General features: G+C 62.6%; 11 protein-coding genes. All 11 read left to right on the top strand.

Annotated elements, in window-relative coordinates; all coding sequences use genetic code 11:
• Positions 1–29 precede the first annotated feature (29 nt).
• Positions 30–2,066 (top strand): NADH:flavin oxidoreductase, encoded by a 2,037-nt coding sequence (locus C9E81_RS08440; protein ID WP_122111898.1) that lies wholly within the window; start codon positions 30–32, stop codon positions 2,064–2,066.
• Positions 2,067–2,245: 179 nt separating this feature from the next.
• Entirely contained in the window at positions 2,246–3,079 is an 834-nt protein-coding gene (locus C9E81_RS08435) for an FAD binding domain-containing protein (RefSeq protein ID WP_122111897.1), read from the top strand.
• Positions 3,072–5,837 (top strand): molybdopterin-dependent oxidoreductase, encoded by a 2,766-nt coding sequence (locus C9E81_RS08430; RefSeq protein WP_122111896.1) that lies wholly within the window; start codon positions 3,072–3,074, stop codon positions 5,835–5,837. The genes C9E81_RS08435 and C9E81_RS08430 overlap by 8 nt, the downstream gene beginning before the upstream one ends.
• Entirely contained in the window at positions 5,827–7,317 is a 1,491-nt protein-coding gene (locus tag C9E81_RS08425) for a 6-hydroxynicotinate reductase (RefSeq protein WP_122111895.1), read from the top strand. Before C9E81_RS08430 ends, C9E81_RS08425 begins: the two co-directional genes overlap by 11 nt.
• Positions 7,317–8,174: a UPF0280 family protein gene (locus tag C9E81_RS08420; protein WP_122112388.1), complete on the top strand. Its 858-nt coding sequence runs from the start codon at positions 7,317–7,319 to the stop codon at positions 8,172–8,174. The genes C9E81_RS08425 and C9E81_RS08420 overlap by 1 nt, the downstream gene beginning before the upstream one ends.
• Positions 8,167–8,748: an amino acid synthesis family protein gene (locus C9E81_RS08415; protein ID WP_122111894.1), complete on the top strand. Its 582-nt coding sequence runs from the start codon at positions 8,167–8,169 to the stop codon at positions 8,746–8,748. Before C9E81_RS08420 ends, C9E81_RS08415 begins: the two co-directional genes overlap by 8 nt.
• Positions 8,745–9,329: an amino acid synthesis family protein gene (locus C9E81_RS08410; protein WP_122111893.1), complete on the top strand. Its 585-nt coding sequence runs from the start codon at positions 8,745–8,747 to the stop codon at positions 9,327–9,329. The genes C9E81_RS08415 and C9E81_RS08410 overlap by 4 nt, the downstream gene beginning before the upstream one ends.
• A gap of 41 nt (positions 9,330–9,370) precedes the next feature.
• Complete coding sequence (locus C9E81_RS08405) at positions 9,371–10,579, top strand: ABC transporter substrate-binding protein (protein ID WP_122112387.1); 1,209 nt, start codon at positions 9,371–9,373, stop codon at positions 10,577–10,579.
• A gap of 79 nt (positions 10,580–10,658) precedes the next feature.
• A complete protein-coding gene (locus tag C9E81_RS08400; RefSeq protein WP_122111892.1) occupies positions 10,659–12,515 on the top strand; it encodes an ABC transporter permease in 1,857 nt (618 codons plus the stop codon).
• Positions 12,512–13,291 (top strand): ABC transporter ATP-binding protein, encoded by a 780-nt coding sequence (locus C9E81_RS08395; protein WP_122111891.1) that lies wholly within the window; start codon positions 12,512–12,514, stop codon positions 13,289–13,291. Before C9E81_RS08400 ends, C9E81_RS08395 begins: the two co-directional genes overlap by 4 nt.
• A complete protein-coding gene (locus C9E81_RS08390; protein WP_122111890.1) occupies positions 13,272–13,985 on the top strand; it encodes an ABC transporter ATP-binding protein in 714 nt (237 codons plus the stop codon). Before C9E81_RS08395 ends, C9E81_RS08390 begins: the two co-directional genes overlap by 20 nt.
• Positions 13,986–13,995: the final 10 nt, after the last annotated feature.

The following is a 13,995-nucleotide window of genomic DNA, read 5'->3' as shown; positions in this document are numbered from 1 at the left end:
CAACGCGTCAGCCACAGGGAAAACCGGCAATGTCATCAGATCCGCTGCTGCAACCGCTCCAGATCAAGAACCTGCGGCTGAAGAACCGTATTCTCGTGACTGCGCATGAGCCGGGTTATGCAGAGGATGGGCTGCCGAAAGACCGTTACCGTGCCTATCACGTGGCGCGTGCGAAGGGCGGGGCCGGGCTGACCATGACGATCGGCTCTGCCGCCGTCGGGCTGGACAGCCCGCCATCTGCTGGCGGGGTGCAGGCATATCGCGACGAGATCACCGGCTGGATGCGCAAGCTTGCCGATGAATGTCACGAGCATGGAACGGCGGTGATGATCCAGCTGACCCATCACGGCCGCCGCACCCGGTGGGACAAGGGTGATTGGCTACCCACGGTTTCCGCCAGCCACGAGCGTGAAATATCGCATCGCGGCGCGCCCAAACTGGCCGAGGACTGGGATATCAGGCGGATCGTGCAGGATTACGCCGATGCTGCCGAACGGATGAAGGAGGCTGGGCTGGACGGGGTGGAGTTCATCGCGACCGGGCACCTTCTGGACCAGTTCTGGTCGCCGCGCTCGAACATGCTGGATGGAGCCTATGGCGGCTCGCTGGACAACCGGCTGCGCCTGACATTCGAGGTCCTGTCCGAGGCGCGCAAGCGGGTGGGCGAGGATTTTCTTCTGGGCATCCGCTATGCCGGGGACGAGAATGCCGCCGATGGCATCGATCCGGCCGAGGGGCTGGAGATCTCGCACCGCCTGAAGGACAGCGGACTGGTGGATTTCCTGAATGTCACGCGCGGACATATCGATGACGATGCCGGGCTGACCGACATGATTCCCGTGCAGGGGATGCGCAACGCGCCGCATCTGGATCTGGCGGGAGAGATCCGTGCCGCGACGCGTTTTCCGGTTTTCCACGCCGCCAAGATTCCCGATCTGGCGACGGCGCGCCATGCCATTTCGGCGGGCAAGGTGGACATGGTGGGCATGACCCGCGCGCATTTCACCGATCCTGATATTGTCCGCAAGGTCATCGCCGGCCGCGAGAATGACATACGGCCCTGCGTCGGGGCCAATTACTGCCTTGACCGCCGCTTTCAGGGCGCGGATGCGCTCTGCATCCATAATCCCTCGACCGGGCGCGAATTGTTCATGCCCCATGCGATCCAGCCCGCCCTGGTGCCGCGCCGGGTGGTGATCGTGGGGGCCGGACCTGCAGGGATGGAGGCGGCGCGCGTCGCCGCCGAACGAGGGCATGAGGTGATCGTGCATGAGGCTGCCAAGGATGCCGGCGGGCAAATCCGGCTGACAGCACAATCGATCCGCCGGCGCGAGATGATCTCGATCATCGAATGGCGGATGTCTGAATGCGCGCGCCGGGGGGTGCGGTTCCATTTCAACAGCCTTGCGGATGCCGGCACGGTCACTGCGGAAAACCCTGATGTCGTTATTATCGCGACCGGGGGACTGCCGCATCAGGTTCCCTTGCGGAGCGGGGAGGAGTTCACCGTCACGGCATGGGATATCCTTGCGGGTGATGCCCAGCCCGGCCGCTCGGTCCTGGTGTTCGACAACGCGGGCGACCATGCCGGGCTTCAGGCGGCCGAGGTGATCGCGGCGACCGGCGCGAGGGTGGAGATCGTGACCCCCGACCGCAGTTTCGCGCCCGAGGTCATGGCGATGAACCTCACGCCATATATGCGCAGCCTGCAAACGCTGGACGCGCATTTTACCGTGACCTGGCGCCTGAAATCGGTGATCCGCAAGGGCAACGGCCTGCTAGCGGAGTTGGGTAGCGATTACGGCGAGGTAACCCGCTTTCGGGAGGTCGATCAGGTCGTCGTCAACAACGGGACGGTTCCGCTGGACGATCTCTATTTCGAACTCAGGCCGTTCTCCTCGAATTTGGGAGAGGTGGATATCGCCGCTCTCACGGCCATGGCGCCACAGACTGTCACATCGAATCCGGAAGGCGGTTTCCAGTTGTTCCGGATTGGCGACGCCGTTTCCTCTCGCAACACCCATGCAGCGATCTATGACGCATTGCGCCTGACTCGGGGGCTTTGACCAAAGCGGCGGTGGATTTGCCGGGGTGCCATGCGATGGCCGTCGCTGCGGATTTTCTGCGCGACAACGGATCGGCATTCGGATGTGGTGCCGATCATAAAATTCGTTGACAAGCGAAAACCCGTCCTCCTATCATTTGCATACGAACGAATAATAATCAGCCAGCAGCAGGGGTGCGAGTGAGCTATTTCGTTCCAACAGAGTTGGGGGAAGCCATCGGGCTGATGGCCGTGCGGGACGTCAATATCGTTGCGGGCGGCACCGATTTCTATCCTTCCCGCGTTTCCGGACCGCTGCCGGACGACATTCTCGATGTGACCCGCATTTCCGGACTGACGGGAATCACGCGTGTCGGCGACGGGATCCGCATCGGGGCGGCGACCCGCTGGAGCGATATTGTCCACGCCGATCTGCCCGCCGCCTTTGCCGGGCTTCAGGCGGCCGGACGAGAGGTCGGGAGCTTGCAGATTCAGAATGCCGGCACCATCGCTGGCAATATTTGTAATGCCTCACCAGCAGCGGATGGTGTTCCGCCATTGCTGACGCTTGGGGCCAAGGTCGAGCTTGCGGGACCGGATGGAACCCGCCAAATGCCCTTGGCCAGTTTCATCAAAGGTCCCCGGCAAACCGCGTTGCGGGCTGCGGAACTGGTGACTGCGCTGCATCTTCCGTTACCGCCTTCGCATGCCCGGGGGGCGTTCGAGAAGCTCGGCAGCCGCAAATATCTGGTGATCTCGATCACGATGACAGCGGTCGTCATCGGTTGCGATGCTTCCGGCAGAATCGATTTTGCCCGCGTTGCCGTCGGGGCCTGCTCGCCAGTGGCGCTTCGTCTGACGGCGCTGGAGGATGATCTGCTTGGGCAAATTCCCGATGCAATCGTCGTGGAACCGCATCACCTCGCCGAACTGGCGCCAATTTCGGATGTCAGGGCGGATGCCGCCTTCCGTATGGAAGCAGTCGGCGAACAGATCAGAAGGGCTGTCTGCAAGGCAGCGGATGCAAATGGATAATCCGGTTGTCGACGCCATGACCCGTTTCCGGTTGAACGCGGAACCCGTTGGCGTGAACCCGGATGTGGGAGAGCGGCTGTCGGATAGTCTGCGCGAGCGCCTTGGGCGGCGCGATGTCAAGGTCGGCTGCAATGCCGGAGATTGCGGAGCCTGTACCGTCCTGATCGACGGCGAACCGGTCTGCGCATGCCTGACCCCGACACAACAGGCAGAGGGCCGCCAGGTCGAGACGCTGGCGGGGCTGGCTGGAACGGATGCCGATGCCCTGCGTCTGGCAGGCTGTTTCCTTGACCACGGTGCTGCACAATGCGGGATTTGCACGCCGGGGATGATCGTTTCGGCGGTGGCGTTGCTGCGGCGGGTATCCCGGCCGGATGCGCAGCAGGTCGAAGACGCGCTTGGGGGCGTTCTTTGTCGCTGCACCGGTTATCGCAAGATCATTGATGCGGTCGTGGCGGCGGGCGAGACTCGTGCTGCGGCGGCAGAGAACATGGCAGTCGATGACGGCCATGCCGGCGCTGCCATTCGGCGGCTCGACGGCGCGGGCAAGGTTGACGGAAGCGAGGCGTTTGGTGACGACGTGGCCCCCGCCGATGCGCTGGTGCTGCGGATCATCCGTTCGCCTTACCCCCGTGCGCGGTTCACTCTTGGCGATCTGGCGGGGTGGGTGGCCGATACGCCGGGGGTCGAGGCAGTGCTGACATATGCCGATGTGCCGGGCGAGAACCGCTTTGGCGTGATCCCCGCCTTTGCCGATCAGCCGGTCTTTGCCGAGGTCGAGACCCGCTTTCGCGGCGAGGCGGTGGCAGCCGTGATCGGAACATCTGCGGCTATGCGCCGTTTCGATCCCGAAAGCTTCCCGGTTACATGGCAGGAATTGCCAGCGATGCAATCCGTGGCCGAGGCGCAGGCTCCGGATGCCGTGCAATTGCACGAGGGGCGCGAGGGCAACCGGATGTGCGGCGGCTTGGTCCGCTGCGGCGATGCGGCCACGGCCCTGGCCGAGGCGGATGTAACTGTCGAGGGCCGGTTTCGCACCGGCTTTGTCGAACATGCCTATATCGAGCCCGAGGCCGGTTTCGCCGAAATCCGCGATGGCCGGATCGAGGTGCATGCCTGCACGCAGGCTCCGGTCATGGATCTGGATGCGCTCGAGATCATCCTGGGTATGAGCCGGAACGATATCCGCATCGTTCCGACCGGCGTGGGCGGTGGCTTCGGTTCCAAGCTGGATCTGTCGGTGCAGCCTTACCTGGCGCTTGCGGCGTTGAAAACCGGCAGGCCCGTGCGGCTGACCTATTCGCGCACGGAATCGATGCAATCGACCACCAAGCGCCACCCCGCAGAGATCACGCTAAAGATCGGTGCGGACAAGGACGGGCGCATCAAGGGGTTCGATTTTCGGGGAGTTTTCAACACCGGTGCCTATGCAAGCTGGGGGCCGACCGTGGCGAACCGGGTTCCGGTGCATGCCTCGGGACCTTACCGGATCACCGATTACCGGGCAGAATCCGCAGGCATCCATACACATTGCCCGCCTGCCGGAGCATTCCGTGGCTTTGGTGTCCCCCAATCGGCCATTGCGCAAGAGAGCCTGTTCGACGAACTGGCCGACAGGCTGGGCATGGACCGGCTTGAATTCCGTATCCTGAACGCCCTGAAAAACGGTGTGCCAACAGTCTGCGGGCAGGTCTTTGAGCAGGGAGTCGGGATCGGGGCTTGCCTGGAGGCGCTGCGCCCCGCCTGGCATGCCGAACGCGCGGCCGCGCGGGCACATAATGCCGGTGATCCGAAGTTTCGGCGCGGTGTCGGGATCGCGGCGGGATGGTATGGATGCGGCAATACCTCCTTGCCCAACCCCTCGACCATCAAGGCGGGCATCCGCCCTGATGGTTCGGTCGTGCTGCATCAGGGGGCGATGGATATCGGACAGGGAGCCAATACGGTGGTGCCGCAGATCTTTGCGACCGCTCTTGGCGTGCCGGTGCATCTGCTTACCCTGATCGGCGCGGATACCGATGTCACCCCGGACGCGGGCAAGACCTCTGCCTCGCGCCAGACCTATGTTTCCGGCAATGCCGCCCGCCTGGCCGGAGAGGTTTTGCGCGGGGATATCCTCAAGCGTGTCAATGCCGGAGACGAAGCCCGGATCGAATTTGCCGGGGAGGATATTCGTGTTATCGACGGGAATGTCGCGCATGAGCTTGATCTCGCCGGGCTTCCGGTTGATGCCGAGGGCTATGTGCTGCGCGCTGAAGAAACCTACGATCCTCCGGCCAGGGCGCTGGACGAGAACGGACAGGGCGTGCCTTATGCGCAGTTCGGTTATGCTGCACATCTTGCCGTGGTCGAGGTGGATATCGCCCTTGGAACGGTGAAGCCGCTCAAGTTCGTCGCCGCGCATGATGTCGGCAAGGCGATCAACCCGATGCTGGTCGAGGGGCAGGTTCAGGGCGGCATCGCGCAGGGGCTGGGCATGGCGCTGATGGAGGAATATCTTCCTGGCCGAACCGAGAACCTGCACGATTACCTGATCCCGACGATCGGCGACATGCCCCCGGTGGAAACCCTGATCATCGAAGAGCCGGACGCACATGGACCTTATGGCGCCAAGGGGCTTGGCGAGCATGTGCTGATCCCGACCGCGCCCGCGCTGCTGAACGCCATCAAGGACGCAACCGGAATACGTCTGACCGAGGTGCCGGCCACGCCCGCCCGGCTGCGTGCCGCCATCAAGGAGGCCGCACATGCCCAATGACCGCGCCGTTTCCGACAAGATCCGCTGCGATGCCTGTCCGGTGATGTGCTATATCGCCGAGGGTAAGGCCGGTGCCTGCGACCGTTACGCCAATCATCATGGTGAACTGGTCCGGCTGGATGCTCTGACCATCATCGAGAATACCGGTCACAAGCTGGTGCCCTTCATGAAGGATGCCAGTCCCGAAGACTGGGATGGCGACATCGTCCAGGGCAGCCGTCCCTTTGTCACCGCGGTCGGCGCCGGGACGACCTATCCCGACTACAAGCCTGCTCCCTTCATCGTCAGCCAGGAGATCGAAGGGGTGGATATGGTTACGGTCGTGACCGAGGGGATTTTCTCTTACTGCGGGGTCAAGGTGAAGATCGATACCGATCGCCATATCGGCCATGAACGCGACGTTGTGCGCGTCGAGGGCGAGCCGATCGGTCATGTGATGACCAGCGAATACGGTTCCAAGATGCTGTCTTTGGGCGGGGTCGAACATCTGACCGGGGGAAGCAAGAAAGAGGGGCGGGTGACATGCGACGCGCTGCTGCGCTTGTGCAACCGCGAGGCCGTCGAAATGGTCATCGGCGAAGGGGGTCACAGCGCCAGCGTGGTCGTGCAGGCCGGCAAGCCGCCGGTCATCAACGGGGTGGAGGAGCAATTGATGCGGGTCGGCTGCGGATCGGCCACGATCGGCATGTTCGCCAAGCAATGGGTCGGCCGGGTCGACGAGGTGGTGGTGGTGGACGACCATATCACCGGTGTGCTCTCCGAGCATCAGGCGGGCAAGCTGCTGGACGTCCCCCCCACCGGGATCAGGATCAATGGTCGCCGCTCGACCCCGGGGCGGTATTTCCAGGTGGCCGAGCCGGGGACCGGTTGGGGCGGCACCGATATTCAGGATCCGCTCTGTATCCTCGGTGCTTTCAACCCCAAGATCGCATGGGAGGGGCTGCGCCTGTTGATGGTTTCGACCACGGGCGAGCAATATGGCTATTACGAGCTGGATGCCGATCTGGTGCCGCGACCCGCCGAAATCCCCGATGCACTGAAAGCATCCGCCGAGCTGATCGCCGAGAATTGCGAGCCCTCGGTGTGCTCGGTGCTGTTCATGGGCGGGGCCGGGGGCAGCCTGCGGGCCGGCGTGACCGAAAACCCGGTACGCCTGACGCGTTCGGTCAAGGATTCGCTGACATATGTCTCTTGCGGGGGGGCCGAGGCATATGTCTGGCCCGGCGGTGGCATCACGGTGATGGTGGATGTGCTGGACATGCCGACCGGCTCTTTCGGTTACGTGCCGACGCCCGCGCTGGTCGCGCCGATCGAGTTTACCATGCGCGTGACCGATTACGGCACTCTTGGCGGCCATATCGGCGAGATCAAGCGGGTCGAGACGGTTGTTTCAGATGTTGCCCGAAAGGTGCCGCAGGCAGGAAACCAACCCGATCCGAGGGACCGAAGGAATTACCGTTGGGCGCGGGAGCGTTCGTGATGGCGCCTGTTGCTTCCCTGCTCCCTTGCGGAACGCGGCTGCATCTGCAGCACGGTCCGATCGATCTGGTGATCGGAGCAGATGGTGAGCGCGAGGCGGCTTTCGCCGCAGCGATGGCGCGATTCGAAACGGTGCTGGAGGAGCTGGTGGCGGAACTGCCGCTTCTGCGCTCGCCTCTGGAGGCTGGATCGCCATTACCCGAAGGCGGCATCGCCCGGTTGATGGACCGGGCTGCCCGGCCATATTGCGGCGAGTTCCTGACCCGCATGGCGGCAGTGGCGGGTGCGGTGGCCGACACGATACTTGCCGCGATGCGCCGGGCGGCATGGCTGCGCCGCGCCTATGTGAACAATGGCGGCGATATCGCGATATATCTGGCGCAAGGGCAGTCATTTGCGACTGCGATGGCGGATCATCACGGCAAGACGCTCGGTCGGATCGATATCGGGGCAGGGGATGGTATTGGCGGTATCGCCAGTTCGGGGCGGCATGGCCGCAGCCTGTCCATGGGTATCGCCGATAATGTCACGGTTCTGGCGCCTTGCGCCGCCGGGGCGGATGCCGCTGCCACCCTGATCGCCAATGCCGTGGATCTGCCCGGCCATCCCGCCATTCGCCGCGTGCGGGCCGACAGCCTGCAACCCGACAGCGATCTGGGCCACCGCAAGGTGGTGACGGGTTGCGCGGCGTTGCCTGCCAAGGATGTGGCTGCTGCCCTTGACGCGGGTCACCGCCGCGCTGCCGCGATGTTGCGGGACGGGCATATTCTTGGGGCGGCACTGTTTCTGCAGGGCGAAACCCGGCTGGCCGGCCATGCCGCCTTTACCCCGATACAGGAGAGATTGCTGCATGCCTGATGTCATCTTGCGAAAGACCGTTTTCTCGCTGGAAGAGATTTATCACGAGGGTGGCCCTGTTGCCGATACTCCGCTGCTGCGTGGCTCGGCCCTGGCCATCATCAGGAACCCGTTTGCCGGGCGGTATGAACCCGAGATCAAGGGTTTCATGGAGGATCTGAAGCCGCTTGGCCTGCGGATGGCGCAGCGGCTGGTTGATCTGCTTGGCGGGCCGGAGCGGATCGAGGGTTACGGCAAGGGCTCGCTGATCGGCGAGGCCGGCGAGTTGGAGCATGGCGCGTTGTGGCACGCGCCGGGCGGCTATGCGATGCGCCAGCTTCTGGCCGATACCAAGGCCATCGTGCCCTCGGCGAAAAAGGTGGGGGGGGTGGGGGCGCGGCTCGATGTGCCGATCACCCATATCAACGCGGCCTATGTGCGCAGTCACTTCGACTCGATGGAGGTGGGTTGCAACGATGCACCCCGTGCCGACGAGATGGCTTTCGCGCTCGTCATGACCACCGGTCCGCGGATACATTCGCGCTCGGGTGGGCTGGAAGCCTGGGACATCAAGGGAGAGGATGGATTGAGATGAAGGCAAGGATACGCAAGATTGCCGTCAATATCGAGGAAACCCATGCCGAGATCGGGCGGCGGATCGATCCGCCGACCCGCAAGGCGGTGGCGGTGGCGGTGATCGAGAATCCCTTTGCCGGGCGTTATCAGGAAGACCTGTCGGAACTGATGGAGATCGGTGCCGAGCTTGGCGGGCTGTTGGGCGAAAAATGCGTGGCCGCCCTGGGGATTCGTCCGGAGCAGGCTGAAAGCTATGGCAAATCCGCTATGGTTGGCGAGAATGGCGAATTGGAGCATGCCGCCGCCATTCTGCATCCCAAGCTTGGCGCGCCGCTACGCAAGGCGGTGGAAAAGGGTGCGGCACTGGTGCCATCCTCCAAGAAGATGGGGAGCCCCGGCCAGGTTCTGGACGTGCCGCTTGGCCACAAGGACGCCGCCTATGTGCGCAGCCATTTCGATGGTATCGAGGTCAGGCTGAACGATGCGCCGCGCGCTGGAGAGATCATGGTCGCCGTCGCCGTCACCGATAGCGGCCGCCCCTTGCCTCGGGTGGGTGGGTTGACCGCGCAAGAAGCCGTCGGGAAAGACGGACTGCGCTGAAAGACAACAGACAGAAGACAACAGTGGAGTAGAAGATGAATATGCGCCGTATCTTGCTGGGAGCCATCGCCTCCTTGCCGCTTCTGGGGCTGACGCCCGGCATGGCCCTGGCCGCAGAGGACCCGATCCTGCTGGGAGAGATCAACTCCTATACCCGCTTGCCTGCCTTTACCGAACCTTACAAGAAGGGCTGGCAACTGGCGGTCGAACAGGTCAATGCCGAGGGCGGTATCGATGGACGCATGCTGGAGGTCATAAGCCGGGACGACACCGGTGATCCGGCAACGGCGATCCGTATTGCCGAAGAGATGGTCACAAAGGACGGGGTCACTTTGCTGTTCGGCACCTTCCTGTCGAATATCGGGCTGGCGGTGGCCGATTTTGCCAAGCAAAAGCAGGTGCTGTTTCTTGCCTCCGAGCCGCTCACCGATGCGCTTGTCTGGTCCAAGGGGAACAAATACACCTACCGCCTGCGTCCTTCGACCCATATGCAAGCCGCCATGCTGGCCGAGCAAGCCGCCAAGCTGGACGCGGTGAAATGGGCGACGGTCGCGCCGAACTATGCCTATGGGCAGGACGCGGTAAAGGCCTTCAAGGCTGAGTTGACCCGCCTGCGTCCCGACGTGGAATTCGTCGAGGAACAATGGCCCCCGGTCTTCAAGATCGATGCGGGCTCGACCGTGCGGGCATTGGAGGCCGCCAAGCCCGATGCGATCTATAACGTGACCTTCGGGGGCGACCTGCCCAAATTCGTCCGCGAGGGCTCTTTGCGCTTCCTGTTCGAGGACCGCCCCGTCGTGTCGCTGCTGACTGGCGAGCCGGAATATCTTCTGCCCCTGGGTGACGAAACCCCGGAAGGCTGGATCGTGACCGGCTATCCGCCAGCCGCTATCGAAACCGAAGAACATGTCGCATTCGCCAAGGCCTATATGGACAAGTTCGGAGAAGAGCCGCGGACCGGCTCGATCGTCGGGTATAATTCAATCCTGGCGATTGCCGCTGCGCTGAGAAAAGCGGGATCAACCGAGACCGAGGCGCTGCTGGAGGCGATGGAAGGATTGCAGGTCGAGAGCAGCCCGACCGGCCCCTTCATGTTCCGCGCTGCCGATCACCAATCCACCATGGGTGCCTATGTAGGCAAGACCGCCCTGGTCGACGGCAAGCCGACCATGGTGGACTGGGTCTATGCCGATGGCGCCGATTATCTGCCATCCGAAGAGGAGGCCGCCAAGCTGCGCCCGGCGGAATAAGACCGACGACACCGGGCCGGAGCGGCCCTGATCGCTCCGGCACCTTTCCTTATTCCGCAATGGCAAGGATGGCTATCTCATGGGCTTTTACTTCGCGCAGTTGCTGACCGGCTTGGCTAACGCGTCTTCGCTGTTCCTGATCGCATCGGGGCTGTCGATCATCTTTGGAGTGACGCGGATCGTGAATTTCGCGCATGGCTCGCTGTATATGGTCGGGGCCTATCTGGCATATACGCTGGTCAGCGCAATGGACCTGGGCGCCTTCGGCTTCTGGTTGGGCGTCCTGGTGGCCGCCGCCATTGTCGGGCTGATCGGGCTGCTGATCGAGATGACGATCCTGCGCCGCATCTATCACGCGCCCGAACTGTTCCAATTGGTGGCTACCTTCGGCGTCCTGCTGATTTTCCAGGATGCCACGCTTGCCATCTGGGGGGCGCAAGATTTGCTGGGACCGCGCGCGCCGGGGCTGGACGGAGCCCTGCGGATCATGGGCGAGCCGATTCCCGAATACGACCTTGCCCTGATCGCGATCGGACCGCTGGTGCTGCTTGGCATCTGGCTGCTGTTCCGTAAGACCCGTTGGGGCGTGCTGGTGCGTGCCGCGACACAGGACCGCGAGATGGTTGCCGCGCTTGGCGTCAATCAGGCGTGGCTGTTCTCGGCCACATTCGTTCTGGGCGCGTTTCTCGCCGGATTGGGCGGTGCGCTGCAAATCCCGCGCGAGACAGTGAGCCTGCAGATGGACCTGTCGGTCATAGGGGAAGCCTTCGTGATCGTGGTCATCGGCGGCATGGGCAGTGTCACCGGCGCATATGTGGCGGCGGTGCTGATCTCGGTGCTCAACGCCTTTGCCATCCTCATATTTCCGCAGGTTTCCATCGTGCTGCCGTTCATCGTCATGGCGATCGTGCTGACACTGCGCCCCCACGGCCTGTTCGGCGCAGCGGGAAGCGAACACGGTGCGCCGACAGAACCCGAGCAGCCGCTGAGGCTGATGGGCGAGAAGGGCATGATGATCCTGTTTGCCGCGATGGCCGTATTCGCGCTTAGCCCTGTCATCGTCGGCGATTTCACCACTGTTCTGCTGGTCGATGTGATGGTTGCCACATTATTTGCGGTATCGCTGCACTTCATGATGGGGATCGGCGGCATGGTCAGCTTTGGACATGCTGCCTATTTCGGCATAGGGGCCTATGCGGCCGCGATGATGGTCAAGCAATTGGGCATCGGGATGTTGCCGACGATTTTCCTGGCGCCTGCCGTCGCCGGGGCAGGGGCATTGTTCTTCGGCTGGTTCTGCGTGCGGCTGTCCGGGGTTTATCTGGCGATGCTCACTTTGGCGGCTGCACAGATCCTTTGGGGGATTACCTTCCAATGGCAGCAGTTCACCGGTGGCGATGACGGCATCGTCGGGGTCTGGCCGGCGGGCTGGGCAAGCTCGGACAAGGTCTATTTCTACCTTGCCTTCGTGTGTTGCATCGGCGGCATCTGGTTTCTGCGCCGGGCCGCGCATTCACCCTTTGGCTACACGCTCAGGGGCATACGTGACAGCAGGACCCGGGCCGAGGCAATCGGCGTCGACTCGCGCTTTCATCAATGGATGGGCTTCACGCTCGCCGGAGCCGTCGCCGGGCTGGCGGGGACGATCTTCGCTTTCTCCAAGGGAAGTGTCTTTCCGGATTCACTCGGCATCGCGCAATCCATCGACGGGCTGATCATGGTGCTTCTTGGCGGTATCCATGCCCTTGCCGGTCCCATCCTCGGCGCGGGTGTTTTCGTGATGATCGAGGATTGGGTGACGCGGCTGGCCTATTGGCGTGTTATCTTCGGTATCATCATCCTCGTGGTGGTATTGCTCGCTCCCGATGGTATCGCGGGCGGGATCAATCGTCTGTTCGCCCGCATCCGGGCCGTCCGGAAGGGAGGCACGGCATGAATACCGTTCTTGAGGCCCGTAATCTTTCCAAGGCATTCGGGGGGATTCAGGCGGTTGACGATTTCAGTTTCGATCTGCGGCGCGGTGAATTCCTCGCCCTGATCGGACCGAACGGGGCGGGTAAGACGACCTGTTTCAACATGCTGAACGGCTATCTGAAACCGGATCGCGGCTCGGTCAGACTGCAGGGCAAGGAATTGGTCGGGATACGCCCCCGCAAGATCTGGAGGATGGGCGTGGGACGGACATTCCAGATTACCGAGACATTCCTGTCGATGACTGTCTTGGAAAACGTCCAGATGGCGCTGATCTCATATCACCGCCGCTGTTTCGACCTGTTTTCGCGGGCGACACGGCTTTATCGCGACAGGGCGGAGCAATTGCTTGAATTGGTGTCGATGCAAGAGCACGCGTCGCGTGCCTGTTCGGAACTCGCCTACGGGGATCTGAAGCGGTTGGAACTGGCGATCGCACTTGCCCATGACCCGGTGTTGCTGCTGATGGATGAGCCCACTGCGGGCATGGCGCCTTCGGAGCGAGTGGCGCTGATGGCGCTGACGGCGGAGATCGTCGCCAGGCAGCAGGTCAGCGTCGTGTTTACCGAACATGATATGGATGTGGTCTTTGCACATGCTCACCGGATCCTGGTGCTGAACCGGGGCGAATTGATCGCAGAAGGAACCGGGAGCGAGATCCGGGAAAATCCGATGGTCCAGGAGGTTTACCTCGGTGGCGGTGCTGTCTTTGAAGCTGAGAATGAGGCCGCCAGTGCTTGAGGTCGCCAATCTAAATGCGCGCTATGGCCGTGCGCAAATCCTGCATGACGTGTCGATCCTGCTTGGAAGGAACGAGGTGGTTGCGTTGCTGGGGCGCAACGGCGCGGGCAAGACCACGACGATGAAGTCGATCATGGGAATGCTTCGTCAGGTGGATGGCCGGATCAGCTATGAGAATCAGGATATCCTCGGCAAGCCGAGCTATATGATCTGCCGCGCCGGGATCGGCTATGTGCCCGAGGAACGGCGCATCTTCCGCGATCTGACCGTTGAGGAAAATCTTGAGGTCGGCCGCCGGGCAAAGCGCGAGAATGCGCCGGAATGGACATTGGAACGGCTGTTTGACCTGTTTCCCAATCTAAGGGAAAGGCGCAGCAATCTGGGCAAGCACCTTTCGGGCGGTGAACAGCAGATGCTGACCATCGCCCGCACGTTGATGGGCAATCCGGCTGTGGTGCTGCTTGACGAGCCCTCGGAAGGCATCGCCCCGGTCATCGTCGAACAGATGGGGTTCGTCATTGCCGAGCTTAAGCGCCAGGGGCTGTCGGTGCTCATTTCGGAACAGAACCTGCATTTCGCCCGGCTGGTCTCGGACCGTGCCTATATCATCGAGAAGGGGCAGGTTCGTTATGACGGCAGTTTCGACGATCTGGATCAGCATCCCGAGATCAGCAGGAAATATCTTGCGGTCTGACGAATGCGGC

This window comes from Paracoccus alkanivorans (genome assembly GCF_003697785.1).
In the GTDB taxonomy this organism is placed as follows: domain Bacteria; phylum Pseudomonadota; class Alphaproteobacteria; order Rhodobacterales; family Rhodobacteraceae; genus Paracoccus; species Paracoccus alkanivorans.
This window is presented reverse-complemented; position numbering and strand designations above follow the sequence as displayed.